Origin of the sequence: Mesorhizobium sp. M1A.F.Ca.IN.020.03.2.1 (genome assembly GCF_004023205.1) — a bacterium.
In the GTDB taxonomy this organism is placed as follows: Bacteria; Pseudomonadota; Alphaproteobacteria; order Rhizobiales; family Rhizobiaceae; genus Mesorhizobium.
The window spans coordinates 1-24,656 of sequence record NZ_RZSV01000044.1 but is presented as its reverse complement, the minus strand read 5'-3'; the positions used below and the strand labels follow the sequence as shown (position 1 = coordinate 24,656).

21 protein-coding genes are annotated in these 24,656 nt (G+C 64.5%); 7 read left to right on the top strand and 14 right to left on the bottom strand.

Annotated features, from left to right (window positions below; all coding sequences use genetic code 11):
* Positions 1 to 288 precede the first annotated feature (288 nt).
* The 9 genes from EOA79_RS09965 to EOA79_RS09925 all read right to left on the bottom strand — a co-directional run bounded on the left by EOA79_RS09965 (position 289) and on the right by EOA79_RS09925 (position 12,854).
* Positions 289 to 2,310: an ABC transporter ATP-binding protein gene (locus tag EOA79_RS09965; protein WP_245489850.1), complete on the bottom strand. Its 2,022-nt coding sequence runs from the start codon at positions 2,308 to 2,310 to the stop codon at positions 289 to 291.
* Positions 2,303 to 3,187 carry an ABC transporter permease gene (locus EOA79_RS09960; protein ID WP_095823939.1) on the bottom strand — a complete coding sequence of 295 codons (885 nt, stop codon included), beginning with the start codon at positions 3,185 to 3,187 and terminating at the stop codon, positions 2,303 to 2,305. The genes EOA79_RS09965 and EOA79_RS09960 overlap by 8 nt, the downstream gene beginning before the upstream one ends.
* Positions 3,184 to 4,122 (bottom strand): ABC transporter permease, encoded by a 939-nt coding sequence (locus EOA79_RS09955; RefSeq protein ID WP_280950680.1) that lies wholly within the window; start codon positions 4,120 to 4,122, stop codon positions 3,184 to 3,186. Before EOA79_RS09955 ends, EOA79_RS09960 begins: the two co-directional genes overlap by 4 nt.
* 85 nt (positions 4,123 to 4,207) lie before the next feature.
* Positions 4,208 to 5,872 (bottom strand): ABC transporter substrate-binding protein, encoded by a 1,665-nt coding sequence (locus EOA79_RS09950; protein ID WP_095823856.1) that lies wholly within the window; start codon positions 5,870 to 5,872, stop codon positions 4,208 to 4,210.
* 325 nt (positions 5,873 to 6,197) lie between these two features.
* Positions 6,198 to 7,301, bottom strand: coding sequence for a mandelate racemase/muconate lactonizing enzyme family protein (locus tag EOA79_RS09945; RefSeq protein ID WP_095823855.1), 1,104 nt, complete (start codon positions 7,299 to 7,301; stop codon positions 6,198 to 6,200).
* A 27-nt stretch (positions 7,302 to 7,328) separates the two neighbouring features.
* A complete protein-coding gene (locus EOA79_RS09940; RefSeq protein ID WP_067327778.1) occupies positions 7,329 to 8,021 on the bottom strand; it encodes a GntR family transcriptional regulator in 693 nt (230 codons plus the stop codon).
* A gap of 161 nt (positions 8,022 to 8,182) precedes the next feature.
* Positions 8,183 to 9,337, bottom strand: coding sequence for an efflux RND transporter periplasmic adaptor subunit (locus EOA79_RS09935; RefSeq protein ID WP_095823938.1), 1,155 nt, complete (start codon positions 9,335 to 9,337; stop codon positions 8,183 to 8,185).
* A gap of 14 nt (positions 9,338 to 9,351) precedes the next feature.
* Positions 9,352 to 12,546 carry a multidrug efflux RND transporter permease subunit gene (locus EOA79_RS09930; RefSeq protein WP_095823854.1) on the bottom strand — a complete coding sequence of 1,065 codons (3,195 nt, stop codon included), beginning with the start codon at positions 12,544 to 12,546 and terminating at the stop codon, positions 9,352 to 9,354.
* Positions 12,540 to 12,854, bottom strand: coding sequence for a hypothetical protein (locus EOA79_RS09925; protein ID WP_245322299.1), 315 nt, complete (start codon positions 12,852 to 12,854; stop codon positions 12,540 to 12,542). The genes EOA79_RS09930 and EOA79_RS09925 overlap by 7 nt, the downstream gene beginning before the upstream one ends.
* A gap of 173 nt (positions 12,855 to 13,027) precedes the next feature.
* Between EOA79_RS09925 and EOA79_RS09920 the strand changes: the two genes are divergently transcribed.
* Complete coding sequence (locus EOA79_RS09920; RefSeq protein ID WP_095823937.1) at positions 13,028 to 13,609, top strand: TetR/AcrR family transcriptional regulator; 582 nt, start codon at positions 13,028 to 13,030, stop codon at positions 13,607 to 13,609.
* Between the two features lie 389 nt (positions 13,610 to 13,998).
* On the opposite strand, the gene EOA79_RS09910 is transcribed toward EOA79_RS09920, so the two are convergent.
* The 5 genes from EOA79_RS09910 to EOA79_RS09890 form a co-directional block, all read right to left on the bottom strand.
* Positions 13,999 to 15,021, bottom strand: a complete 1,023-nt coding sequence (locus tag EOA79_RS09910) for a LacI family DNA-binding transcriptional regulator (protein ID WP_095823853.1) — start codon at positions 15,019 to 15,021, stop codon at positions 13,999 to 14,001.
* Positions 15,022 to 15,074: 53 nt separating this feature from the next.
* Positions 15,075 to 15,869: an ATP-binding cassette domain-containing protein gene (locus tag EOA79_RS09905; RefSeq protein ID WP_095823936.1), complete on the bottom strand. Its 795-nt coding sequence runs from the start codon at positions 15,867 to 15,869 to the stop codon at positions 15,075 to 15,077.
* A gap of 5 nt (positions 15,870 to 15,874) precedes the next feature.
* Positions 15,875 to 16,861: an ABC transporter permease gene (locus EOA79_RS09900; RefSeq protein WP_095823852.1), complete on the bottom strand. Its 987-nt coding sequence runs from the start codon at positions 16,859 to 16,861 to the stop codon at positions 15,875 to 15,877.
* Between the two features lie 101 nt (positions 16,862 to 16,962).
* Positions 16,963 to 17,895, bottom strand: a complete 933-nt coding sequence (locus EOA79_RS09895; RefSeq protein ID WP_095823851.1) for a substrate-binding domain-containing protein — start codon at positions 17,893 to 17,895, stop codon at positions 16,963 to 16,965.
* A gap of 271 nt (positions 17,896 to 18,166) precedes the next feature.
* Positions 18,167 to 19,324, bottom strand: coding sequence for a fumarylacetoacetate hydrolase family protein (locus tag EOA79_RS09890; protein ID WP_095823850.1), 1,158 nt, complete (start codon positions 19,322 to 19,324; stop codon positions 18,167 to 18,169).
* A gap of 195 nt (positions 19,325 to 19,519) precedes the next feature.
* Here EOA79_RS09890 and EOA79_RS09885 point away from each other — a divergent pair, with 195 nt between their 5' ends.
* The 6 genes from EOA79_RS09885 to EOA79_RS09860 all read left to right on the top strand — a co-directional run.
* A complete protein-coding gene (locus EOA79_RS09885) occupies positions 19,520 to 20,803 on the top strand; it encodes an FAD-dependent oxidoreductase (RefSeq protein WP_095823849.1) in 1,284 nt (427 codons plus the stop codon).
* Positions 20,804 to 20,898: 95 nt separating this feature from the next.
* Positions 20,899 to 21,786 carry an ABC transporter permease gene (locus EOA79_RS09880; RefSeq protein WP_095776234.1) on the top strand — a complete coding sequence of 296 codons (888 nt, stop codon included), beginning with the start codon at positions 20,899 to 20,901 and terminating at the stop codon, positions 21,784 to 21,786.
* On the top strand, positions 21,783 to 22,604 hold the full coding sequence (locus EOA79_RS09875; protein ID WP_067327787.1) for an ABC transporter permease: 822 nt from the start codon (positions 21,783 to 21,785) through the stop codon (positions 22,602 to 22,604). Before EOA79_RS09880 ends, EOA79_RS09875 begins: the two co-directional genes overlap by 4 nt.
* Positions 22,605 to 22,631: 27 nt before the next feature.
* Positions 22,632 to 23,702: an ABC transporter substrate-binding protein gene (locus tag EOA79_RS09870; RefSeq protein ID WP_066988891.1), complete on the top strand. Its 1,071-nt coding sequence runs from the start codon at positions 22,632 to 22,634 to the stop codon at positions 23,700 to 23,702.
* 205 nt (positions 23,703 to 23,907) lie between these two features.
* Positions 23,908 to 24,510 (top strand): cupin domain-containing protein, encoded by a 603-nt coding sequence (locus tag EOA79_RS09865; protein ID WP_095823847.1) that lies wholly within the window; start codon positions 23,908 to 23,910, stop codon positions 24,508 to 24,510.
* Positions 24,500 to 24,656: ATP-binding cassette domain-containing protein (locus EOA79_RS09860; RefSeq protein ID WP_128292988.1), on the top strand; the 157-nt coding region annotated here is incomplete at its 3' end. The genes EOA79_RS09865 and EOA79_RS09860, both read left to right, overlap by 11 nt.

Sequence of the window (24,656 nt, the reverse complement as noted above, 5' to 3'; positions counted from 1 at the left end):
GCCGCCCGCGCCGCGATCATTGTTTGAACATTCCTATGACCGTTTGAAAAATATTTCAACCGCCATTTCGGCGGTCGTCTCAGGAATGAGCTAAAACGAGACTCCGAGACGATGCGGGGCGGGGGGAGATCCGGCAGGATCGAGGGAAGGCGCGAGGGACCCTACGCGGCGGTTCGAAACGAGGTTTGCCTGGACGTCGACTAGCGCGATGGTGTCAGCGCGCTTGCCGCCCTGCGCCAACCATCGCGCGCAGCGAATCCAGCAGGCGCGGCCGCTTTCTGGCGGCTATCACGCCGGCTCCACGGCCTTCGGCTTCTGCAGTCTTGCCAACTCCGCGAAAGGAATATGGCATCGAATTGTGTGCCCGGGCTCTGCCTCGGAAAGTTCCGGCACTTGCGTCTCGCAGATCGCGCCGATCTTGCGCGGGCATCTCGTGTGGAAGACGCAACCCGTGGGTGGGTTGGCCGCGCTCGGGATTTCGCCGTCGAGGCGGATGCGCGAGCTTTCCGTCCGGTCGAGTTTCGGAACGGCCGACAACAGAGCTTCCGTGTAAGGGTGATGCGGGCCGGAAAACACCGCTTCCGACGGTCCGAACTCCATGATGCGGCCGAGATAGAGCACCGCGATCTTGTCGGACAGATAGCGCACCACGCCGAGGTCGTGCGAGATGAAAATGTAGCTCACATCCTGCTTCGACTGCAGGTCGGCCAAGAGGTTGAGGATCGCCGCCTGCACCGACACGTCGAGCGCCGAGGTCGGCTCGTCGCAGACGACGATGCGCGGATCGCCGGCGAAGGCGCGGGCGATCGCCACGCGCTGCTTCAGACCGCCCGAAAGCTGCCGCGGCTTGACGGCGAGATGCCGGTCGGTGAGCCGCACCGAGCGGACGAGCTCTTCGAGGCGCGCTTCCAGCGACTTGCCGGTGAGCCCGCCCAACCGCTTCAAAGCGCGGCTGAGGATATGCCGGATCGAATGCGAACGGTTGAGCGCCGAATCCGGATTCTGGAAGACGATCTGCACCGCCTTGACCTGGTCCTCCGAGCGGCTGGCAAGCCGCGGCGCCAACTGCTTGCCCTCCAGTTCGATGCTGCCGCCCTCGTCCGGCGGCACGAGGCCGAGCAGCAGCCTCGCGAAGGTGGTCTTGCCGCTGCCGGACTCGCCGACCAACCCGAGCGTCTCGCCGGGCCGGAGGCTGACTGAAACGTCCTTCACCGCTCTCAATGCACGGCCATGGCTGGCATAGGTCTTGTTCAGCCCCTCGACCTGCAGCACTGGCGGCGCCTGCTTCGGCGCGACGGCGGCAATTTCGGCGGGTGTCGCGCGCGGCAGCGACTGCGCCTTGTCGTGATAGTGGCAGCGCGACAGCCGGCCGCCTCCAAGCTCATAGAGCGGCGGCGGCTCGCTGCGGCAGCGCTCCGTCGCCAGCGCGCAGCGGTCGGCGAAGGCGCAGCCGACGATCGTAGCGCCGATGCCGGGCAGGAAGCCGGGGATCGTGTCGAGCCGGCCCTGGTCCTTGCGCTGGCCGCCGCGCGGCAGGCAGCGCAGCAAGGCGACCGTGTAGGGATGGCGCGGATCGTTGAAGACGTCCTTGGTCGAGCCTTCCTCGACCAGCATCCCGGCATAGAGCACGCCGACCCGGTCGCACATGTTGGAAACCACGGCGAGGTTGTGGCTGATGAACAGGATTGAGGCCGAAAGCTCGCGGCGCAGTTGCGCGATGAGGTCGAGCACTTCGGCTTCGACCGTGGCGTCGAGACCCGTCGTCGGCTCGTCGAGGATCAGCATCGAGGGGTCGTTGGCCAAGGCCATTGCGATCGCCACGCGCTGCTGCATGCCGCCGGAAAGCTGGTGCGGGCAGCGCTGCATGACACTGGCCGGATCCGAGATGCGCACAAGATTGAGCATCGCGATCGCCTTGTCGCTCGCCGCCTGTCCCGACATGCCGGCAAGCTCGAAGATCTCGGTGAGCTGGCGGCCGATGCGCAATGATGGATTCAGCGCCTTGCCGGGATCCTGATAGACCATGGAGACGCTTTCCGCACGGGCGCGTCTGAGCGCCTCGGCATCGAGCTTCATCACATCCCGGCCGTCGAGCGCGATCGAGCCGCCGGTGATCGAGCCGTTGCGCGGCAGGTAGCGGACCACGGACAGCGCCGCGGTGGACTTTCCGCAGCCGGATTCGCCGACCAGCCCATAGGCCTCGCCGCGGCCGATCTTGAAGCTGACATTGCGCAGCACCGCCCGGTTGCGGCGCCCGACGCGATAGGCGACCGAGAGATCGTTGAGCTCGAGCGCGTTCCTGTCAGTCATTGAACGCTCCATGGACGCCGTCGGCCACCAGGTTGACCCCGATCACCAGCGAGGCGATCGCCAGCGCGTCGAACAGCACCGTCCACCAGAAGCCGCCGCCGATCATGCCGTAATTGCTGGATATCGAGAGTCCCCAGTCGGGCGAGGGCGGCTGGATGCCGAAGCCCATGAAGGAGAGCGTGGCGACGGCGAAGATCGCATAGCCCAGACGCACTGTCGTCTCGACCAGGATCGGCGGGATCACGTTGGGCAGGATCTCGACGAACATCGTGTGCAGCGCGCCTTCGTGGCGAAGCTTTGCCGCCGCGACATAATCGAGCTCGCGTTCGGCCAGCACCGCCGAGCGCACCGTGCGGGCGATGATCGGTGCGAAGCTCAAGCCGATGACGACGATCACGGTGATCTTGGAGGTGCCGAGCGCGACGATGGCGAGCAGTGCGATGATCACCACCGGGATTGCCATGAAGGCTTCGAGGATACGGCTGACGATATCGTCGACGATGCCGCGGAAATAGCCGATGACGAGCCCGAGCGCGGTGCCGGCAATGGTCGCCAGAATCGTGGCCAAAGGTGCCACCATCAGGATATCGCGTGAGCCGACGATGACCCGCGAGAAGACATCGCGGCCGATCTGGTCGGTGCCGAACCAGTGCTCGGCCGACGGTGGCGCCAGCGCGTTGATGATGTCGTCGGCAAGCGGATCGTAGGGGACGAAATGCTCGCCGAACAGCGCGCAGACGATCCAGAGCAGGACGATGCCGAGCCCGGTCAGGAAGGTTCCCGATCGCAAGAGCGAATGCAGCACCTCGCCCCAGGGGCTGCGCTGTGTCGCGGCGTCCGGCGTTGGCAGGTTAGCGGGTGTGTCTGTCGCGCTCATTGCTCCGCTCCCAGCCGGATGCGCGGATTGAGCACCGAATAGAGGAAATCGGCGATCAATGTGGCCACCGCATAGACGATGCCGATGGTGAGGATGCCGGCCTCGAGCATCGGAAAATCCTTGCCGCGGGCGGCAGTGAAGATCAGCGAGCCGATGCCCTGGTAGCGGAACAGCGTCTCGATCACGACAAGGCCGCCGATGAGGTAGCCGGTCTGGGTTGCGATGACGGTGATGGTCGGCAATAGCGCGTTGCGCAGCACATGCCGCCAGATCACCGTGCGCCAGGGCAGACCTTTAAGCACCGCGGTGCGCGTATAGTCGGAGTCGAGCGCCTCGATCATCCCCGACCGCGCCATGCGAGCGATATAGCCGAACAGCACCAGAAACAGCGGCAGCGACGGCAGGATGAGATAATAGAGCTGGGTGAAGACGCCGGCACCCTTCGGCCAGGCCGCCGCGATCGGCAGCCAGCGCAGCCAGACGCCGAAGATCAGGATCAGGATGATGCCGGTGACGAACTCGGGCAGCACCGTCACCGACAATCCGCCGAGGCTGATGATGCGGTCGAGCGGCCGGTTGAGGTTGAGCGCGGCGATCACGCCGCCGAGGATGCCGATCGGCACCACCAGCACGAAGGCGACAAGCGCCAGCTTCATCGAATTTCCCAACGCGTCGATGACGAAGGGCGCCACCGGCGCGCGAAAAATGTAGGACGTGCCCATGTCGCCATGGACGAAATTCCAGATCCAGCTTCCGTACTGGACGAGCAGCGGCCGGTCGACGCCGAGCGAGTGATTGAGCGCGTCGACGGCGCGCTGGTCGGCAAACGGCCCCAATATCGCGCGCCCGACATTGCCGGGCAGCACCTGGCCGCCCAGGAACACCATGACGCTGAGCAGGAACAGCGTCACAAGCGACAGAGCCAGGCGCCGGATGAGGAAGCCGAGGATGACGAATACTCCTATTGGAGCCGGCTCTCCGTCGAGAGCCGGCTGTCAGGGATAAGCTTGCTCCCTCGCGTCAGGCTTTCGAAGCCTTTTCGAGGAACAGCTGCGACATCGCGGTGGGCTGCACGCCCGCCACGCCTTTCGCCGTCGCCGTCAGATAGTCGTAGAAATAGCCGAAGATCACCGGCGTTTCCTCGAGCAGCAGCTTCTGGATCTTGCCGGCTGCAGCCTTCTGCGCCTCGAGGTCGAGGGCCGCGATATAGCTGGTCGCCAGCTGGTCATAGTCCTTGTTCTTGAAATGCGCGGCATTCCAGGTGCCCTCGCTCTTCAATGGCGCGGCGAGATAGACGTTCGGCACGCCGCGGTGGCCGTAGTCGGTGATGCCCATCACCGAATCCAGCCAGTTCGATTTGCCGAACACCGCATCGCCGTAATAGGCGCTCTGGTCGAGGATGTTGAGCTCGAGCTCGATGCCGATCTCCTTGACCCAGTTCTGGATCAGCTGCGCGTACTCGGGGATTTCCAGATAGCGCTCGGTGGTCAGCGTTATTTTGAACCCCTTGCCGGCGCCGGCCGCCTCCATCAGCTGCTTGGCCTGCGCGATGTCCTGCTCGCGCTGCGGCACGCTGGTGTCCGTCGACGGATAGACCCCGGCGAACGGGCTGTCATTGCCCTCCTGGGCGCGCCCTTTCATCAGGCCGGCGACCAACTTCTTGCGATCGATGCTGAGCGCGATGGCGCGGCGTACCCGCGGGTCCTTCATCGGACCGTCGTCGCAGCGCAGATGCAGTTGCTGATGCGCCGACGATTTCAGGCTGATGACGTTCACGTTCGGATCGTTGAGGACGGCGACGCCCGCCAGCACCGGCATCTGATTGATGATGTCGATCTGGCCGCCCTGCAGCGCCAGGATCTGCGGCTGGATATCGGTGAAGAAGGTGAATTCGGTGCGCTCCGGCAGGGCCTTTTCGCCCCAGTAGTTCTCATTGCGAACGAAGGAGGCGCCGACTTTGGGCGTGTACTTCTCCAGCTTGAACGGCCCGGTGCCGTCGAAGCTCTTTTCGTAATCGCCCTTGTAGCTCGCCGGGATGATGACGGCGTTGTAGTTGTCGGACGACAGCATATAGGGGAAGTTGCCGTTCGGCGCGTCGAGATGGAATTCCACCGTGTATTCGTCGACCTTCTTGCTGGCGCCCTTCGAGAGGATGCCGCGGAACACCGACAGCGCGTTGGAGGAGTTGGCGGGATCGGCAAGCCGGTCGATGCTGGCCACCACGTCCTCGGCCTTCATCTCGCCGCCTGAGTGGAACTTGACGCCCTTGCGCAGCGTGAACGTCCACACCGAGCCATCGGCATTCGGCTTCCAGCTTTCGGCCAGTGCCGGCTTGAGCACCAGATCGGGGCCGTCGACGCAGAGGAATTCGGCGACCTGCTGCATGACGAGCAGGCCGCCGGCGTCGGCGATGGTGACCGGGTCGATCGCGGCGGCCGGCACGCTGCTGCCGACGCGGATGGTGGCGCCCGGCGCGCCCTGGGCGCGGGCAAGCGAGGGCGCGGCGCCGAAGCCGGCCGCCATGCCGATGCGGCCGAGAAGCGGCAGCGACAGGCCGAGCAGGCTGCCGTGGCGCACGAAATCGCGGCGGCTGACGCGGCCGTCGATGAGGCCGTCGATGAGGTGATTTTCGAGCGGCGTGCGGTTGCGCCGGATGAGGTCGAGGACGCGGTAGTTCTTGCTCATGGGTCTAAACCCTTTCCCCAGTTCTTGTGGTTGGCGAGTGCATTCCGGTTGACGACGTTCCGTGGAGTTCTCCGGTCCCGGCCATCGTCAAGAATTCAGTCGAACGAACTGTAACATGCACTTTGGTCCGGTCCATCCGCTCCTTGAAGCGGAAAAGTCAGATTTTCTTGATGCATGCCTAACTCGGGCGTGCAGCCCGATCGAAATCGTGGCCGCCTCGATTCGATATTTGCCGGTCTCCTTTCCTTTTGGCGATCTCCCAGTTCAGCTCAGCGAAAAGCCTGCTAGCGCGATCGGCGTTGCGGCGCTGCTCCCGATCTTCATCTCAGCCGATCTCGAAGAAGGGCTTGCCGAGCAGGTCCGGCACCACGTTGATGCCGAGCCCGGGGCCGTCGGGAATGCCCATGCGGCTGCCCGCGACCGGCGGCTTGTTGGAGGCGGTGCGCACCGTCACCCATTCGTGGAAGGCGATGGCATGCAGACGGCGCTCCTCCGGTGTCGACAGCGACAGATGCGCCATCGCGGCGGTGTCGATCTCCGCGCCGCCGGTGTCTTCGATGGTGACCATGAAACCGAGCTCGACGGCGACGTCGCGGATCAGCCGCGTCTGCGTCACGCCGCCGAGGCGCGAGATCTTCAGCGTCAGCCCATCGGCCGCGCCACGGCGATGGATTTCCAGCATCTCGCCCAGCGATGTGACGGATTCGTCGAGCACCATCGGCTTGTCGAGCATGCGGCGCACCGACATATTCTCCTCGATCGTCGTGCAGGGCTGTTCGAATGTGTAGTCGATGCCGCGCGTGGCATCGGCGAACTGGCGCGCCTGGTAGGGCGTCCAGCCGGCATTGGCGTCGCAGAAGATCACCGTGCCCTTCGGCACGGCTGATGCGACGGCGCTCACGCGCTCGATGTCGTCACCGACATTGCCGCCGACCTTGACCTGCAGCCGATGGTAGCCTTCGGCAACGATGCGCTTGGCAAGTGCCGCCATCTGGTCGACCGTGCCGTGGGTCACGACCCGGTAAAGTTCCGCCGTCTCGCTCTCGCGGCCGCCGAGCATCGCTACCAACGGCACGTCGGCCGCGCGAGCAGCGAGATCCCAGCAAGCCATATCAAGCGCGGCTTTGACGTAGGGATGGCCCTTGAACACCGTGTCCATCAACCTGACGATGCCGGCCAGCCCGCGTGGGTCATGGCCGATGAGATGCGGCGCGATCTCCGGCACGCCCGCGCGCGTTCCCGCCGGAAACGCGGCAGAATAGAAATTGCCGAGCGGCGCCATCTCGCCCCAGCCGGTCACGCCTGTGTCGGAAGTGATGGCGACGATTACCGCATCGAAACAGTCGGCGACCCGGCCCTTGGACATGCGGTAGGGTCCGTCCACGAAGGGCTGCACGACATGGTAGGCTTTTATGCTCTTGATCTTCACGTTGGTGTCCGTTTGTCCGCGGGTTTGTCAGGCGCCCTTCGATGCGCGCTTTTCGAGGCTGCGCGCATAGGCAAGAAGCGCTTCGAAATCGTTGTCGATATGCTCGCGGGCATGGCGCTGGGCAGCGCGCATGTCCGTGCCCTTGAGCAGCGCCACATAGGTTTCGTGCAGGTCCTCGGCCGGTACCGGCTCGTTCCGCGCACGCTGGTGCAGGGCGAAATACATTTGCAGTCGGCTGGTCAGCCGCTGCCAGGTTTCGAGCAGCACCGAATTGTCGGCCCACTCGTAGACCAGCCCGTGCAGCTGCAGCGCCGTCTCGATCTGGCGCATGGTGTCGAGCGCCCGCGTCGCCTGCTTCACCGCTTCGTGGCGGCGGTCGAGCTCGTCGAAGAAGCGCTGGTCGCGCTGCGGCCAGGCGAGCTCGATGGCAAAGTCGTCGAGCACCTTGTTGAGGGAATAGGCGTCGACGATGTCCTTGGCGCTGACGTCGACAACGAAGGTTCCGGCATAGGGAATGCTGGTCAGGATACCTTCCTGCACCAGCTCGCGCATCGCCTCGCGCAGCGGCGCGCGGCTTACCCGCATCTGCTCGGAAATGCGGAGTTCGTTGAGCTTCTGCCCAGGCTCCAGCTGGCCGGTCAGAATGGCGCGCCTGAGCAGCGCGACGATCTCGGCCCTGCGCGTCGTATCCGCGATCGGACTGAAATCCAGCTTTGACATGTGGGCCACTCCGGATGAACCGACTGCAAGACAAGCAGATTGTCGACAATCCAACAAGAGGGTGGCTATCGTTTTTTTCGCGGATGGCAGGCGCGCAAACAAAACGGCGCCCTCGATGTGGGTGTCGAGGGCGCCGTCGGACCGGGACTGATGGGGGATTATCAGCTGGCCGGTTTCGTTTCCGGCAAGGGAGAAACCGGCATTCCGGGTCCGATCTTCTGCAAATTGCCGGTGATCACCTGGTCGGTCTCGGAGATGCCTGAGGTGACGGAAATCAGATCGCCGTCGGTCGGGCCGAGCGACACCAGCTTCTGGTCTACAGTGTTGTCTTTGCCGAGGACGTACAGGTATTTGCCGAGCTGGCTGGAACCCAGCGCCACCTGCGGCACCATCAGCGTATTGGGCTGCTGCTTCACATGCAGCCGCACGCGCACATACTGCCCGGGCAGCAGCGCGAACTTGGCGTTGCCGATCGTTGCCCGCGCCGTGATCGTGCCGGTCGAATGATCGATCGTGTTGTCGATGAAGGTGAGCTGGCCCTTCTGGCTGGGCTCGGTCTCGCCGGGCAACAGCACGTCGACCGCAATCGGACCGTTGGCCTTCGCCTGCTCGATCTGGACGAGGTCGGTCTCGCTCGGATTGAAGGTGACGTAGATCGGGTCGAGCTGCACCAGCGTGTTGAGAACCGTGCCGGCGACGCTCACCAGGGTGCCGACCGAGGCTTGGTTGCGGCCGATCCGCCCGGAGAACGGTGCCTTGATCTCGGCATAGCCGAGATTGAGCTCGGCCGTCCGCACCGCCGCCTGGTCGACCGCAAGGGCGGCTTCGGCCGTGCGCAAGTTGCTGGTGCGCTGGTCGAAGCTGTCCTTGGCGAGGTACCCGGCCTTGGCAAGGTCGGTGCCACGGCCGAGGTTGGACCGCGCGTAATCGAGCGCTGCCGCGTCGCGCTGCACCTGCGCCTTCGCCTGGTCGAGCGCTGCCTGGTAGTCCTCGGGCGCGATCCGGTAAAGCAGGTCGCCCTGCTTGACGTCGCTGCCGTCCTGCGCCGTCTGCTCCTGCAGATAGCCCGGCACGCGCGCCTGCAGGGTGATGTTGCGGATCGGCTCGACGCGCGCGGCGTAGTCGAGATAGATCGGCAGCGTCTTCTTGACGACGTTGACCACCGGGACCGGCATGACGAACGCCTTGGGCGCAGGTGCCGCGCCCGCAGTGCTGGCGCTGAGGCTGAGATTGCCCATGTCGAGCAGGTGCACGCTTGCCACCGAGATTGCGCCCAGCGCGACCGCCGTTCCCAAAGCGATTTTCCATTTACGCATGTTGGTCTCCAATCCTATTCGGCCGCCTGGGCGAGCCGGACGGGCTCGGCGGTCGGTTCAATCTCTTGTTGGTGCGGGGCATGGTGAGGCCCCGCGGCAGGTTCGCTCTCGCCGCCGCGCTCGCGCAGCTTCTCGATTACCGCATAGAAGACCGGCACGAAGACCAGCGACAGGATCGTCGCCGCCACCATGCCGCCGAAGACGGTGGTGCCGATCGACTGCCGGCTGGCGGCGCCCGCGCCGGTCGCGAACATCAGCGGCAGCACGCCGAGGATGAAGGCGAAGGCCGTCATCAGGATCGGCCGCAGCCTCAGCCGCGCGGCTTCCATCGCCGCCTCGACGATGGTCAGGCCTTCCTCGCGGCGCCGTCGGGCGAACTCGACGATCAGGATCGCGTTCTTCGCCGCCAGGCCGATCAGCATGACGAAACCGATCTGAGAGTAGACGTCGATCTGCATGCCGCGCAGCAAGAGCACGACGAAGGCGCCGAACAAAGCGAGCGGCACGGCGAGTAGCACCATGAAGGGCATAGCCCAGCTTTCATACTGCGCCGCCAGGATCAGGAAGACGAACACGATCGCCAGGCCGAACACGATCGAGGCGATCGATCCGGCCTGGAGCTCCTGATAGGTGATGCCGGTCCATTCATAGCCGAAGTCCCGCGGCAGCACGTTTGCCGCCGCCCGCTCCATGGCCGCGACCGCTTGTCCGGACGAGAAGCCTGGCGCCGCGCCGCCGTTGATGAGGGCGGATGCGTTGTTGTTGTAATGCGGCACGGTCTCGGGACCGACGATCGGCACCAGCTTGCCCAGTGTGCTCAGCGGCACCATCCCGCCGGACGCATTGCGCACGTAGAGGCGCGAGATGTCGTTCGCGTTTCCGCGCGCGTCCTTGTCGGCCTGGATCGTCACCCGGAACGTGCGGCCGAAAAGGTTGAAGTCGTTGACGTAGAGGGAGCCGAGATAGATCTGCAGCGTGTTGAACACGTCGGGCAGGTTGAGGCCGAGCAGCTTCGCCTTGCTGCGGTCGAGGTCGTAGTTGAACTGCGGCGTCGAGGTCGAGAAGGACGAGAACAGCTGCTGCGGATTGAGCTCCGGCTGCTTGCGTGCTTCCGCGATCAGCGCCTGCGTGACCTCGTTGAGCGCGGCGCTGCCGCGGCCCGAAAGGTCTTCCACCTGGAATTCGAAGCCGCCGGTCGTGCCGAGGCCCGGGATCGAGGGTGGATCGAATGAGAGCGCAAACGCCTCCGGTATCTGCAGCAACTTGTTGCGCACCTCGGCGACCAGCTTCGATGCGTTCTGGTCGGGCCCGCGTTCGTCCCACGGCTTCAGGATGGCGAACTCCACCGCCGAGTTCGATTGCGCGGCGCTGGTGAGGAAGTTCAGGCCGCTGATCGAGCCGACGATGTCGACGCCGGGCGTGTTCTGCAGGATGTCGCGCGCCTTCTGCGCCACCGCGTCGGTGCGCTCCAGCGAAGCGCCGTCCGGCAACTGGATGACGACGAAGAAATAACCCTGGTCCTCCACCGGAAGGAAGGTCGAGGGCAGCTTCTGCCAGACGAAATAGGTGGCGACCAAGCCCGCCGCGAACAGGCCGAGCATGGCCCAGCGCAGCCGGATCAGAATGCGCACGCCATGCGCGTAGGCATGCGACAGCCAGTCGAAGCCGGCATTGAACCAGCGGAACAGCACGAACTGCGTTTCGCCGCGATGGCGCAGGAACGCGGCGCTCAGCGCCGGGCTCAGCGTCAGCGAGTTGAAGGCGGAGATGCCGACCGAGATCGCAACGGTAAGCGCGAACTGGTTGTAGAGCCGTCCCGAAACGCCGGGGATGAAGGCGACCGGGATGAACACCGCCATCAGCACCGCGGTGGTGGCGATGATTGGGCCCGTCACTTCGGCCATCGCCGCGCGCGTCGCGGCGAGCGGCTTGAGGCCGGCCTCCAGCTGTCGCTCGACGTTCTCGACCACGACGATGGCGTCGTCGACGACAAGGCCGATCGCCAGCACCATGCCGAGCAGCGAGAGCATATTGAGCGAGAAGCCCAGCATGTACATCACCGCCAGCGTCGCGATCAACGACACCGGGATGGCGATGGTCGGGATGATGGTGGTGCGCCAGCTCTGCAGGAAGATAAAGACGACAGCCACCACCAGCACCAGCGCTTCGCCGAGCGTGATCAGCACGTCATGCATCGAGGCCGAGACGAAGCGCGTCGTATCGTAGTGCATGGCGTAGTGGACGCCCTTCGGGAAGCGCGCCGACAATTCCTGCATCTTGTCCTTGACCCGCTGCTGCAGGTCGAGCGCGTTGGAGCCGGGCATCTGGTAGACGGCGAGCACCACGGTCGGGTCCTTGCCGAAGAAGGCCGATGACGAATATTGCAGCGCGCCGAGCTCGATGCGGGCGACGTCGCGCAGACGCACGAGCGAGCCGTTCTGCGAGTTGGCGCGCACGACGATGTCGCCGAATTCCTTCGGGTCGCTCAAACGGCCGACCGCATTGACCTGCATCTCGAAGGCGGTGCCGGCCGGCGCCGGCGATTGGCCGATCTTGCCCGCCGCCACCTGCACGTTCTGCTCGGAAATGGCGTTCTGCACATCGACGGCGGTGATGCCGAGATTGGCCAGTTTGTCCGGATCGAGCCAGACGCGCATCGAATAGCGCCGTTCGCCGAAGATCTGCACGTCGCCGACGCCAGGCAGCCGCTTCAGCGGATCGACGACCTGGAGATAGGCGAGGTTGCTCAGCGCCACCGGATCGACCGAGCCGTCGGGCGAGGTGAGGTCGACGATCAGAACGAAGTTCGGGTTCTGCTTCTTGATCGTGACGCCGCCCTGGTTGACGATGGCCGGCAGGGAGGATGCGGCCTGCGAGACGCGGTTCTGGACGTCGACGGCCGCGGTGCTCAGCGGATAGCCGACGTCGAATGTGATGGTGATGGTCGAGGAGCCGTCATTCGAGCTCGTCGACGACATATAGGTCATGCCTTGCACGCCGTTGATCTGCTGCTCCAGCGGCGTGGTGACCGTATCGGCCACCACCTGCGCGCTGGCGCCTGGATAATGGGCGCTGACCACGACCTGCGGGGGCGTGATGTCAGGGAACTGCGAGACCGGCAGCAGGAAATAGGCGATCGCACCGGCGAGCACCATGATGATGGCGATCGCCGATGCGAAGATCGGGCGGTGGATGAAGAAGTTCACCATGACGCGGATGCCTCGCCGAACGGTTTTGCAAAATGGCGCAGGCGCCGGGCCCGGACGGAGCCGGAATCCTCCAAAAAGGATGGCAGGACATCGTCCGGCGCCTGTTCCGCGGCGCGCGAGCGCAGCATCCGTTCGAAGGCGTTGGGATCGACCCCATCAGCCTTCATCACCAGCCGGATCATCGGATCCCGGATGGCTTCGTCGATCGTCAGGTCTTTGCGCTTTTGCATAGGAGCGGCTCCTTGCTGCGGCCCGCATCGGATGATCACGGACCGCTTTTTTCTCGTTTTCACCGGCCGAAGCCGCATGACAGGCAGGTTTTCTGTCCTATCTCACTCTGGCAGGGCTATCGGTGGGCCTTGTCGTTTGACGGGGAGTGATATAGGTGTTACCAGTAAGTAACATCTGAAAGTTACAGACCGGTAACACCCTAGTCAAGAGGTGACCTCGGTTTTTTTGGAAACGACGAAAGGAGAGCATGATGACTGACGGCGTTGCGGAACGTTCCCGCCCCCGGGATCGCATCCTGGAAACGGCGCAGGACATGTTCCACAAGCACGGGATCAAGGGCGTCGGCGTCGACGCCATCACGGAGGCTGCCGGCACCAACAAGATGACGCTCTATCGTCACTTCGAATCCAAGGACGATCTGATCATCGAATGCCTGCGCGCCACGGCGGCGAAGGCTTCAAGGATATGGGACGAGTTCGAGGCCGAGCATCCCGGCGACAAGCTCGCGCAGTTGCATGCCTGGGTCCGCAAGGCTTCAGAGCTGCTCAGCGCCGACAGTCGCGGCTGCGACATGGCCAATGCCGCCGTCGAGCTCACCGAGACCAATCACCCGGCACGGCGCGTCATCAAGGAACTGAAGGAAGCCCAGCGCGAGAAGCTGGTTGCGCTCTGCCGCGATGCCGGCATCGGCCAGGCCGAGTTGCTCGCCGATACGCTGTCGCTGTTGCTCGAAGGCGCGCGCGTCTCGATGCAGAGCGTTGGCGCCGAGGGCCCGAGCGCGCAGTTCGTGCGCATGGCCGAGAGCCTGATCGCCTCGTTCCGGGCACGCTGAAGGCGGCTTCCCCTGATGCGGCCGCTTCGCGGCCAGGCTAGCGCCGGCGCTGACCCGTCTCCTCTCTCCCCAGGAGAGTTCGGATTGCTCGAATTGCAAGGCAATTCGACTCGGCAATATCCGGGTGAGGGGCGCTCCGCCTAAGTGCAGGCAAAGAAAAAGCCCGCTGCCGGGAGGAGGAGGCAGCGGGCTTCGATTTCGAATACGGCGCGGGAGGAGGAGCACCGCATTCAGCGCCGGTGTCTGGGAGGAGGAAGACATCCGACGCCGCAATAATTACGATTTGCCCAACCATTCGGCAACTACGAAACGTGCATAGCTGGTGTGCAGATTTGCCGGATCAATCGTCTGACAAATCAGTGAGGCGACGGCAATGACGCTATTCGCGCCTACTGCACCGGCACGTTTTCCTTCATGATCAGCCGGGGCTCGATGAATTTTTTGGTCAGGTACGGCGCCGACGAGGCGATCGAGCCGAGCAGGCGGATCACTGCTTGCTCGGCAATCAGCCGCGCGTTCTGGTCGATGACCACGTCGGCGAGATCGTCGACCAGATAGCGGCGTGTTTCCCTGGTCAGGTCATGGCAGATGAAGACGGGCTTTCTGCGCGGCTTGGCCTCGAGCAACGCCTTGGCCACGCCGGAGCGTCCGGCGCCGACGCAGTAGATGCCGAGCAGTTCCGGTTCGTTGTGCAAGGCCTTCATGGTCGCGCTGTAGCTAGCGTCGGGCTCGTCGTTGATCTCGACGGCGCTGGAGACGGTGAGATTGGGGAACTCTTCTGCGAGCACCGAGCGGAAACCCATCTCGCGCTCCTCGTGGCCGCGGTAGGAGCGCGAGCCAACGACCATCGCGAGGTGCCCCATCCGGCCGCCAAGGAAGCGGCCCATCAGCAGCGCCGCCGTGCGTCCGGCAACCCGGTTGTCGATGCCGACATACGCCGAGCGGGGGGCCGCGGGCACATCGGAAACCAGCGTGACCAGCCGAATGCCGGCCTCGACCAGCTCGCGCAAAATGTTGCGCGTGCGTGGATGGTCGACGGCGATGACGCCGACGCCGTTGGCCTTGAGCGAGAGGTTCTCGATCGCGCCTTGCAGCGCGCCCGGCGATATGCCGGCGAGGTTGTGGATGCGGCAGGAGGCGACCAGCGGCAGGCGCGCGGCATAGTCCTCGATATGATGGGCAAGGTCGGCCATGAAGGCGTTGCTGCCGATCGGCAGGAAGAATTCGAGATGCGCCGGCTTCGACGGCAGCACGACTTGATCGAGCGTCGGCAGATAGCCGAGCTGCTTTGCCGCCTCCAAGACGCGCTGCCGGTTGGCCGCGCTTGCGCCCGGCCTGTTGTTGAGCACTCGGTCGACCGTCGCGGTCGACAGGCCGCAGCTTCTGGCGATGTCGGCTACGGTCGCTTTCATGGGTCCGGTCATGGGAGGATCGAGCCCCAGTCAAAAATCAAGGTCAGGCCAAATCAGCCATGCGGCTGCGGGCCGTCGGAAATCGCATCGCGGATCTCCTTGTCCGTCATGCCGGTGATGACGCGTTCGACGTCCGCCACTGTGGTCTTCTTCGGATCGATATCATCGGCCACCACCTTGCCGCGGCGCATCACCACGATGCGGTCGACGACCTGGAACACATGGTGGATGTTGTGGGCTATGAAGATGCAGGAGTGGCCGGAATCGCGGGCGCCGCGCACGAAGCTCAACACCCCTTGCGTCTCGGCAACGCCGAGATTGTTGGTCGGCTCGTCGAGGATGATGAGGTCGCTGTCGAAATGCATGGCGCGCGCGATCGCCACTGCTTGCCGCTCGCCGCCCGACAGCGAGCCGATCGGCGTCGTCGGCGGGATGTTTTTGGAGATGCCGACCTGCTTGAGCAGGTCGCGTGCCACCGTGTTCATCGCCTCCTGGTCCATGCGATTGAGGAAACGCGGCGGTTTGATCGGCTCGCGCCCCAGGAACAGGTTGCGGGCGATCGACAGCTGCGTGACGAGCGCGGAGTCCTGATAGATCGTCTCGATGCCCTCAGCGATCGCGTCGCTGGTGCCGCGGAAATTCACCTTCTTGCCGCGCACGAAAATGTCGCCGCTGGTGAGCGGCACCGCGCCCGACAGCACCTTGATCAGCGTCGACTTGCCGGCGCCGTTGTCGCCGAGCAGGCCGACAATCTCCTTTTCGTTGACGTGGAAGTTGGCGTCCACCAGCGCCTGTACGCGCCCGTAGGACTTGCGGATGTTCGTCATGCGGATCAGAGGCTCGGCCATCGTCTTCAAGTCCCTGCCTGGTGCCGGCGTTCGAGCCATGAGTGCAGCGCCATCATCCCGAGGATGATCGCGCCAATGAAGATGTTGTAGGCAAGTCCCGGAACGCCGATCAGCACGATGCCGTTGCGCATGACGCGCAGGATCAGGATGCCGAGCACCGTGCCGATAATGGTGCCGCGGCCGCCGGTCAGCGCCGTGCCGCCGATGACCACCATGGCGATGACCTCGAGCTCGTAGCCGGTGCCGCTGTTCGGATTGGCAGCCGAAGTGCGCAGCGACGAGATCACACCGGCGAGCGAGGCCATCACCGCCGACAGGATGAACAGGCCGATCTTGACCCGGCTGACATTGACGCCGCGGGCGCGCGCCGCGTTGGGATTGCCGCCGGCCGCCTGGATCCAGTTGCCGGTGCGGCTTTGCGTCAGCACATAACCGAGCGCGATCGCGGCGCCGATGAACCAGAACAGCGAGGCATAGACGCGGAACGGGCCGATGTAGAAGTCGCCGACCAGGATGTCCGCAAGCCAGCTGCCTTCGGCGCTCCAGGTGCGCTGCGGAAAGCCATCGGTGACGAAAAGCGCGGTGCCGCGCACGACGAGCAGCATGCCGAGCGTGACCAGGAAGGACGGGATCTTGAGCTGCGTGACGAACCAGCCGTTGATAAGCCCGATCAAGGCCGCGACCACCAGCGCAACGGCTAAGCCCATCTCCAGCGAAGTGACCCCGCCATTGAACAGCGTCCACATCAGCACCGGCGAGAAGCCGAACAGCGAGCCGACCGAGAGGTCGAATTCGCCCGACGTCATCAGCAAGGTCATCGCCAGCGCGATCAGCCCAAGTTCGACGGTGAAGGCAAGAATGTTCGAGATGTTCTGCGGCGACAGGAAATCCGGGTTTATACCCCAGAAGATGACGAGTTCGACGATCAGCAGCACCAGCGGCCCGAATTCCGGCCGCGCGATGAAACTTTGGATGAAGGAACGGTTTTCCATTGGGCCCGCGATGTCAACGATTGGCGAGCCCGCTGCGATCAGTCAGGACTCGACGGTCCAGGCGATCGCGGCCCGAAAGCCGCGACCGTGGATGTCAGGAATTACTTGCCGGACAGGATCTTGTCATAGACGCCGGCGGTATCCTTTTCATAGAGCGCGCCGGTGATGACGTTGAAGCCCGGAGGAATGCCGGCAGACGCCATCGCCGCCATCGAAAGCGCGATGTAGCTGGTCGCCTGCGGGTCCTGCCACTGCGCGGCGTTGACATAGCCGTTCAGCACTTCCTGGGTGGTGTCGAGCGAGTTGCCCCAGCCGACAACGGGGATTTCGCCCGGCTTGACGCCGACCTGGTCGAAGACGCGCTTGACCGAGCCTGTGACCAGATCGCCGAGGCCGATGATCGCCTTCACCTTGCCCTTGTGGGCGGTGAGATAGTCCACCATGCGGGTGATCACTTCGGCCTGGTCGAGCGTCGCCTCGGTCACCTCATAGGTGATGCCGAGCGGCTCGAACACGCTCTTGATGCCTTCCTCTTCCTGCACGCCATAGGTGGCGCCGGGCACCTCGACCGGCATCCAAACGAAGTCGCCCTTCTTCACCAGGCCCTTATCGACCAGATACTGCGCCCAGTGCTTGCCGAAGGTGACGTTGTCGCCGCCGACATAGGCGTTGAAGTCGGCCTTCGGGTCGGGCGTGTTGAAGTTGATGATCGGAATGTTGGCCGCACGGGCCTCCTTGACGATCTCGACGAGGCTGCCCGGATCGGGGCTGGTGGTGACGATGCCGTCGGCCTTGGCCGAGATGGCGGCGCGAACAGCCTCCTGCTGCGAGGCAACGTCGCCATTGTGGAACGAGGTGTTCACCTTGTTGCCGGTGTCGGTCGCCCATTGCTTGGCCCCGGCGAGGAAGTAGGTCCAGACCGGATCGGCCGGGCCGCCATGCGAAATCCAGTAGAACGTCTTGGCCTCGGCCATCGCCGGAATGGCGATCGCCGCGATCAAGCCAAGCACGAACAGTCTCAGCCTCGAAAGCATCGATTTCCTCCCATGTTGAAACCACCTCCACATCAGGCGCGATACGATCCTCAAGGGTCGCATCTTCCTGCCCGCGCCGACCGGACGCCTCTAGAGCATTCCCTTTTTCGGCCGCTGGCAAGCCTCGATCGTCAATGGATGTTGGCACAGCTCCGCACGCCATCAGCAATCCCATCAGATTGCATCAGTTACCGTGATATTTTCCCGGGCAAACGCCGTTGCGCTCATCAGCCTCCAGTGATGAGCAAGCGTATGCCGTTGTGATCCGCTGCTAGATCAGACCGGCTCTGGCGAGGTCGCGCATGAGGTGGCTGGCGCCGTAGGTCCAGGGCGGGCAGTCGGGCGACAGGCGCACCCGGTTGATCAGCGCGCCCAACTTTTCCGACGAGATGGTGACGGTGTCGCCGACCTTGTGGGTGAAGCCCTTGCCCTTTTCGCCGCGATCCTTCGATGGCACGAACATGGTGCCGAGATAGAGCGCCAGCCCGTCCGGGTACTGGTGATGCGGTCCCATCGCGGCTCTGACCAGCTCTTCCGGCGAGCGGCTGATCTCGGCCATCGAGCTTGCGCCCTCCAGCGAAAAACCGTCCTCGCCCTCGACGCTTAGCCGCACCGTGGCGCGCTTCACGTCGGCGATGGAAAAGGTCTCGTCGAAGAGCCGGATGAAAGGTCCAAGCGAGGCGGAAGCATTGTTGTCCTTGGCCTTGCCGAGCAGCAGCGCCGAGCGTCCTTCGACATCGCGCAGATTGACATCGTTGCCGAGCGTGGCGCCGACGATGCGGCCCGAGCTGTCGGCGATCATCGCGATCTCCGGCTCCGGATTGTTCCAGGTGGAGACCGGATGCAGCCCGACATCGGCGCCGAAGCCGACGGAGGCCATCGGCTGGCATTTGGTGAAGATCTCGGCATCGGGGCCGATACCCACTTCCAGATATTGCGACCAGGCGCCGCGCTGGATCAGCTTGGCCTTGATCTCCATCGCTTCCGGCGACCCTGGCTTGAGCTTGGAGAGATCATGGCCGATCAGCCCGGCGATGTCGGCGCGGATGGCGTCGGCCTTTTCCGCGGAGCCGCGCGCCTGCTCCTCGATGACGCGCTCGAGCAGGCTGACGACGAAGGTGACGCCGGAAGCCTTCACCGCCTGCAGGTCGACGGGGGAGAGCAGGATCGGCTTCTTGGCGTCGCGCTGAGACTCGAAGCTGTTGGCTGCGATGTCTTCCAGTGTGCCGATCGCCTTGGCCCGGGCCGAGCGCACGTAGGCGGCCGGGTCCTTCAGCTCGCAGAGGTCGCGCACGGTAGGCGCCGCGCTCGACGTGATGTCGATGACCTCGCCTGCGCGCACCGTGACCACCAGCGGATGGGAGGCTTCGCTGATCCTGGCGCGGCCGACGAAAAGGCCGTCGCCAGGGAGGCGGGTTAAATCGGTCATGGTCTTCTGTCCTCTCGATTGTCGCGCGGCACTTTCCCCGGATTTAAGGCAAACGTCTATCCCATCGATGGCGAGGTTATGAGCCAATGGCATGCTGTCACATAGCCAAGCGCCGACTGGCCCATCGGGTCCCCTTTCAAGCTCATGAAATCAGCAATAGGATTTTCACGAGCCTCCAGCGCCTCAGGTGACCAATTGCCCGCAGCCTTTTCCGATCCGATCTGGCAAAAGCCCCCAACAGCTCCGGCGTTGCAGTCCGAGCTGTCGAGCGACGGCACGCTCGACGCGGTGATCGTCGGCGGCGGCATCATGGGTCTGTCGACCGCCTTGCACGCGGCCCGCGCCGGTCTTTCCGTCCAGGTGCTGGATGCCGGCGCGATCGGGCAGGGCGCGTCGGGCTTGAACGGCGGCCAGGTCATTCCCGGCCTCAAATATGATCCCGAATGGCTGATCGAGCACTTTGGCAAGGAGCGCGGCGAGGCCCTGGTCGACTTCGCCGCCTCGACGGCCGACGCGGTGTTCGACGTGATCCGTGACGAGAAGCTTGCGGTGCCGTTCACGCGGAACGGTTGGATCCAGGCCGCGCACACCGAGACCGCATTGAAGGCGGCGGCGAACCGGGATCGGCAATGGCGGGCTCGCGGCGCCGACGTCAAGCTGCTCGACCGAGCCGAGATCGCCGCGATGACCGGCGCCAAGGGCTATCTTGGCGGCTGGCTCGACCGCCGCGCCGGCGTCATCGATCCGCTGTCCTACACGCTCGAGCTTGCCCGCGTCGCCTCGGACGTCGGCGTCGGGATCGCCGAACAGCAGCGGGTGGTGAGGCTCACCAAGGAAGCGGGCGTCTGGCGGGTCTCCACGCAAGGCGGCGCCGAACTGCGCGCGAAGGCGGTCGTGCTCGCCACCAACGCCTATACGGACGGCCTGCTCCCCGGGCTTGCCGGGACGATTGTGCCTCTGCTTTCCTTCCAGATCGCCACGGCGCCGCTGCCGGCCGAGCTTGCGGCAAGCATCCTGCCCGGGGGGCAAGCCTTTTCCGATTCCCGCCGCATCTTGGTCTATTACCGCAAGGGCCCTGATGGCCGGATGGTGTTGGGTGGACGCGGCCGCATGGCCCTGCCTTCAAGCGCGGCCGACTGGGCGCATTGCGAACGCGCGCTGCTGCGCCTCTATCCGGCGCTTGCCGGCATCGCCGTCGAAAAGCGCTGGTTCGGCCGTGTGGCGATGACCCCGGATCATCTTCCGCACCTGCATGAGCCGGAGAAGGGCCTGCTCGCCGTGGTCGGTTGCCAGGGCAGGGGCGTCGGGCTGATGAGCGCGCTGGGCAAGCGCATGGCGGGTTACCTCGCGACCGGCGATGTCAGTCAATTGCCTTTCCCGCTGTCGCCGATCCGGCCGATCCCGCTCCACGCCTTCCGCCAGGTCGGCGTTGCCGCCACCATCGCCTGGTATCGGATGCTGGATGCCTTCGAGCGCTGAGTTGAACGCGTGCAGCGCATCACCGATTTAGCTTGACAGTTTCAGGAATATGAAAAATCATTGGCGGATTTCAAAATCCGATGGGCAGCTAGCAGATGTCCACCATCGTTGCAGCGCGGCCATCGCCGGAAACCCGCATCTCGCCGGTCTTCCGCTTTGCCATGCTGTTGCCCGGCGGGCTGGTCACCTTCTTCCTCATCCTCTTTGCCCTCGGCCTTGTGCTCTTCCTTGCCTTCAGGAGCAATGACGGCTCGCTGCTCGGCGCCGGCTTGACCGCGGCAAACTTCGTAACTGTGGCCACCGATCCGCTCTACTGGACGGTGACGCTGCGCTCGCTGGTCATCGCCGGCCTGGTGACGCTCGCCACCGTCGCTACTGCATATCCGGTCGCCTACTACCTCGCCTTCCATGCCGGCCGTCGGCGCAACCTGCTGCTCTTCCTGGTCACGCTGCCGTTCTGGACCAGCTACCTTTTGCGCGTCTTTGCCTGGAAGATCGTGCTTGCCTATAACGGCGTCCTGAACTCGGCTTTCATCGAAAGCGGCCTCTGGTCGGAGCCGACGCTCGCCTTCCTCAACACGCCGGCGGCGGTGGTGGTGACGCTTGCGCACGCCTACGCGCCTTTCGCCATCCTGCCCATCTACGTGGCGCTGGATACCATCCCGAAATCGCTGCTCGAAGCCGCCTCCGATCTCGGCGCGCGCCCGTTCACGTCGTTCCGCCGCGTCGTGCTGCCCAATTCGATGCCGGGCGTGCTGGCGGCGGCTCTCGTCGTCTTCGTGCCGACCGTCGGCGACTATGTCACGCCGGCTATGGTCGGCGGCCCGGCCAGCACCATGATCGGCACGCTGATCCAGTCGCAATTCGGCAAGGCCAATGACTGGCCGTTCGGCGCGGCCCTGTCGGTCTGCGTCATGCTGGTCATCCTGTGCGTGGTCCTGGTCGCGCGCGGCGCCGACCGCCGGTTTGGCAGCCGCACATGAGCGCGGCGCGCAAAGAGGCAAATGCGGGCGGTCGCTGGCTCGGCCTCTATGTGCTTGCCTATCTCGTCTTCCTCTATCTGCCTATCCTTTTGATCCCGCTGTTTTCCTTCAACGATTCCATCCAGGCGGCGTTTCCGCTGCAGGGCTTCACGCTCGGTTGGTACGAGACCCTCTACGGCAATCCGGCGCTGTCCGGCGCTTTGGCCAACAGTCTCGTCATCGGTGTCGTTGCTGCCTCGGGGGCAACGCTTTGCGGCATCACCGTTTCCTATATGGACCTTTACGGCCGCTCGCCGCTCGCGGCTACGATCAGTGCCATAGCCCGGCTGCCGATCCTAATCCCCGGCGTCATCGTCGGCATCTCGCTCTTGATCCTGGTCAATCTCATTGGCCTCGGCCCGTCGCGCGTTGCAATCGTGCTCGGCCATATCCTGGTGGCGCTGCCGACGACGGTGGTGGTGATGCGCAGTCGATTCGCCGCGATCCCAAAGACCATTCGCGAGGCGGCGCTCGACCTTGGGGCGTCGGACTGGACAACGTTCCGGCGCGTCATGCTTCCGCTCAGCCTGCCGGCGGTGCTGTCGGCCTTCATGCTCGCCTTCCTGACCTCCTTCGACGAGTTCATCGTCGTCTTCTTCCTCGCCGGCACCGAGCCGACGCTGCCGCTCTACATTTGGAGCCAACTGCGCTTCCCGCGTTCGCTGCCCACGGTGATGGCGCTCGGAACGGTGATCCTGGCCGTGTCCTTCGTCATCGCCACCCTCGCCGAGATCCTGCGCCATCGCGGCCTCGGCGCCGCGCGCCGCAATCCAGCCTGAACCACAACAAAGAAGAGGAGAACGAAAATGACAGTCCACCTGAAATCGATCACGGGATACAAGGCCCGCGCGGGTCTAGCCGCACTCGCCCTGGCGCTGTCGTCGACCGTCGCTTTGGCTGCCGACAAGCTGCAATATTTCACCTGGTCGGGCTACGAGCTGCCCGACTTCAACAAGAGCTTCCTCACCGCGCATCCGGACGGCGTCGAGGCCACGATCTTCGGCGATGACGACGATGCCTTCACCAAGGTCAAGGCCGGCTTCCGGCCCGACATCGCCCATCCCTGCTACGACAAGGTGGCGCGCTGGAACAAGGAAGGCCTGCTGCAGCCGATCGACACCAAGCGCATCAAGAACTGGGATTCGATCTTTCCGGTGTTCAAGAACCTGCCCGACCTGCAGGCCGGCGACGGCAAGGTCTGGATGGTGCCGTGGGACTGGGGCAACACCTCGATCCTCTACCGCACCGATCTGGTCAAGAACCCCGAGGCGAGCTGGAACCTTCTGTGGGACAAGCAATATGCCGGCCGCATGGCGACCATCGACGCCGTGCATGACACGCCGATCGTCGCGGCACTTCTGGCAGGCGTGAACCCCTTCGACATGACGCCGGAGCAGATGGAAAAAGTCGCGGCGAAACTGCGCGAGCAGCGGCCGCTGCTGTCGAGCTACACCACCGACATGACCTCGGTCGAGCAGGCGCTGGCCAGCGGCCAGTTGGTCGCCGCCATGACCTGGAACGCGTCGGCCACGTCGCTGAAGAAGCAGGGCGTGCCGGTCGAGTTCATGAAGCCGAAGGAAGGCATGCTCACCTGGGCCTGCGGCTTCGTCATGCTGAAGGACGCCAAGAACGTCGATCTCGCCTATGACTTCATCAACAGCCGGCTCGACGCCGATTCGGGCAAGTACCTCATCCAGTCCTACGGCTATGGCAGCTCGCTTTCGACCGCCTTCGCCGGCGTGTCGAAAGACGAGCTGGACAAGCTGCAGCTGCCGGCGGATCCCGACGTGATGCTGAAGAGCACGATCTTCACCGGACCGATGAAGCAGAACGACGACGTCGCCAAGATGTTCGAGAAGGTGAAAGCCGGCGGCTGAGCGCACTTGCCTTCTCTCCCTGTGGGAGAAGGTGGATCGGCGCGCAGCGCCGAGACGGATCAGGGGTGATCCAGGGAACGCCGACGTCTCACTTCGCTGGAGCACCCCTCATCCGTCGCGTTCGGCGACACCTTCTCCCACAAGGGGGGAAGGGGGGCCTGGCGGCGCTGCGCCGCACCGGTGGAAAGACAACAAGGACTATTTGATGGACATTGCTGACGAAGCAAAACCGAAGGACGATGCCGACGTGCGTGTCGGCCGGCGCGTGCGGGCGCTGAGGCTCGAGCGCAAGCTGTCGCTGGCCGAGCTCGCAGCCAAGGCCGGCATATCGATCGGCGCGCTCAGCCAGATCGAGCGCGGCATGTCCTCGCTGCGCGTCAAGGTGATCTGGCCGCTGGCCGCCGCCCTCGACATCGAGCCCTCGGCCCTGATCGCCGACGGCGATGAAGCGGTCAACGACCTCTACTGCGTGCGCGCCGACAAGCGGCGCGCAATCCCGGTCAAGTCCGAGGGCATCGCCAAGGCGCTGCTGTCGCCGCCCGCCGCCACACTCACCGGAATGCTGGTGACGGTCGAGGCCGGCGGCGGCACCGCCGAGGCTTATGCCCATGCCGGCCACGAATTCGGCTTTGTGATGACGGGCGAGGTCGAGCTGGTGGTTGACGCCACGGCCTATGTGCTGAAGGCCGGCGACAGCTTTGGCTTCAAGAGCACGCTGCTGCATGCCTTCCGCAATCCGGGCGCCGAGCGCTGCCAGATCCTGTGGGTCAACACGACAAAACCCTCCGAGGTGCGCGATGGCGCCTGACGCGCTCGTTCGTCTAGAGAACGTCTCGAAGGTCTTCCCGGGCGGCGTGGTCGGGCTCGATGCGGTCGATCTCGATATTGCGGCGGGCGAGTTCCTGACCCTGCTTGGCCCCTCAGGCTGCGGCAAGACGACGAGCCTGCGCGTCA

Bases quoted from the DNA above. Each gene is read 5' to 3' on its own strand.
- EOA79_RS09965 (WP_245489850.1), bottom strand. From the start codon at position 2,310: ATGACTGACAGGAACGCGCTCGAGCTCAACGATCTCTCGGTCGCCTAT.
- EOA79_RS09960 (WP_095823939.1), bottom strand. From the start codon at position 3,187: ATGAGCGCGACAGACACACCCGCTAACCTGCCAACGCCGGACGCCGCG.
- EOA79_RS09950 (WP_095823856.1), bottom strand. From the start codon at position 5,872: ATGAGCAAGAACTACCGCGTCCTCGACCTCATCCGGCGCAACCGCACG.
- EOA79_RS09940 (WP_067327778.1), bottom strand. From the start codon at position 8,021: ATGTCAAAGCTGGATTTCAGTCCGATCGCGGATACGACGCGCAGGGCC.
- EOA79_RS09935 (WP_095823938.1), bottom strand. From the start codon at position 9,337: ATGCGTAAATGGAAAATCGCTTTGGGAACGGCGGTCGCGCTGGGCGCA.
- EOA79_RS09930 (WP_095823854.1), bottom strand. From the start codon at position 12,546: ATGGTGAACTTCTTCATCCACCGCCCGATCTTCGCATCGGCGATCGCC.
- EOA79_RS09925 (WP_245322299.1), bottom strand. From the start codon at position 12,854: ATGCGGCTTCGGCCGGTGAAAACGAGAAAAAAGCGGTCCGTGATCATC.
- EOA79_RS09920 (WP_095823937.1), top strand. From the start codon at position 13,028: ATGACTGACGGCGTTGCGGAACGTTCCCGCCCCCGGGATCGCATCCTG.
- EOA79_RS09910 (WP_095823853.1), bottom strand. From the start codon at position 15,021: ATGAAAGCGACCGTAGCCGACATCGCCAGAAGCTGCGGCCTGTCGACC.
- EOA79_RS09905 (WP_095823936.1), bottom strand. From the start codon at position 15,869: ATGGCCGAGCCTCTGATCCGCATGACGAACATCCGCAAGTCCTACGGG.
- EOA79_RS09900 (WP_095823852.1), bottom strand. From the start codon at position 16,861: ATGGAAAACCGTTCCTTCATCCAAAGTTTCATCGCGCGGCCGGAATTC.
- EOA79_RS09895 (WP_095823851.1), bottom strand. From the start codon at position 17,895: ATGCTTTCGAGGCTGAGACTGTTCGTGCTTGGCTTGATCGCGGCGATC.
- EOA79_RS09890 (WP_095823850.1), bottom strand. From the start codon at position 19,324: ATGACCGATTTAACCCGCCTCCCTGGCGACGGCCTTTTCGTCGGCCGC.
- EOA79_RS09880 (WP_095776234.1), top strand. From the start codon at position 20,899: ATGTCCACCATCGTTGCAGCGCGGCCATCGCCGGAAACCCGCATCTCG.
- EOA79_RS09875 (WP_067327787.1), top strand. From the start codon at position 21,783: ATGAGCGCGGCGCGCAAAGAGGCAAATGCGGGCGGTCGCTGGCTCGGC.
- EOA79_RS09870 (WP_066988891.1), top strand. From the start codon at position 22,632: ATGACAGTCCACCTGAAATCGATCACGGGATACAAGGCCCGCGCGGGT.
- EOA79_RS09865 (WP_095823847.1), top strand. From the start codon at position 23,908: ATGGACATTGCTGACGAAGCAAAACCGAAGGACGATGCCGACGTGCGT.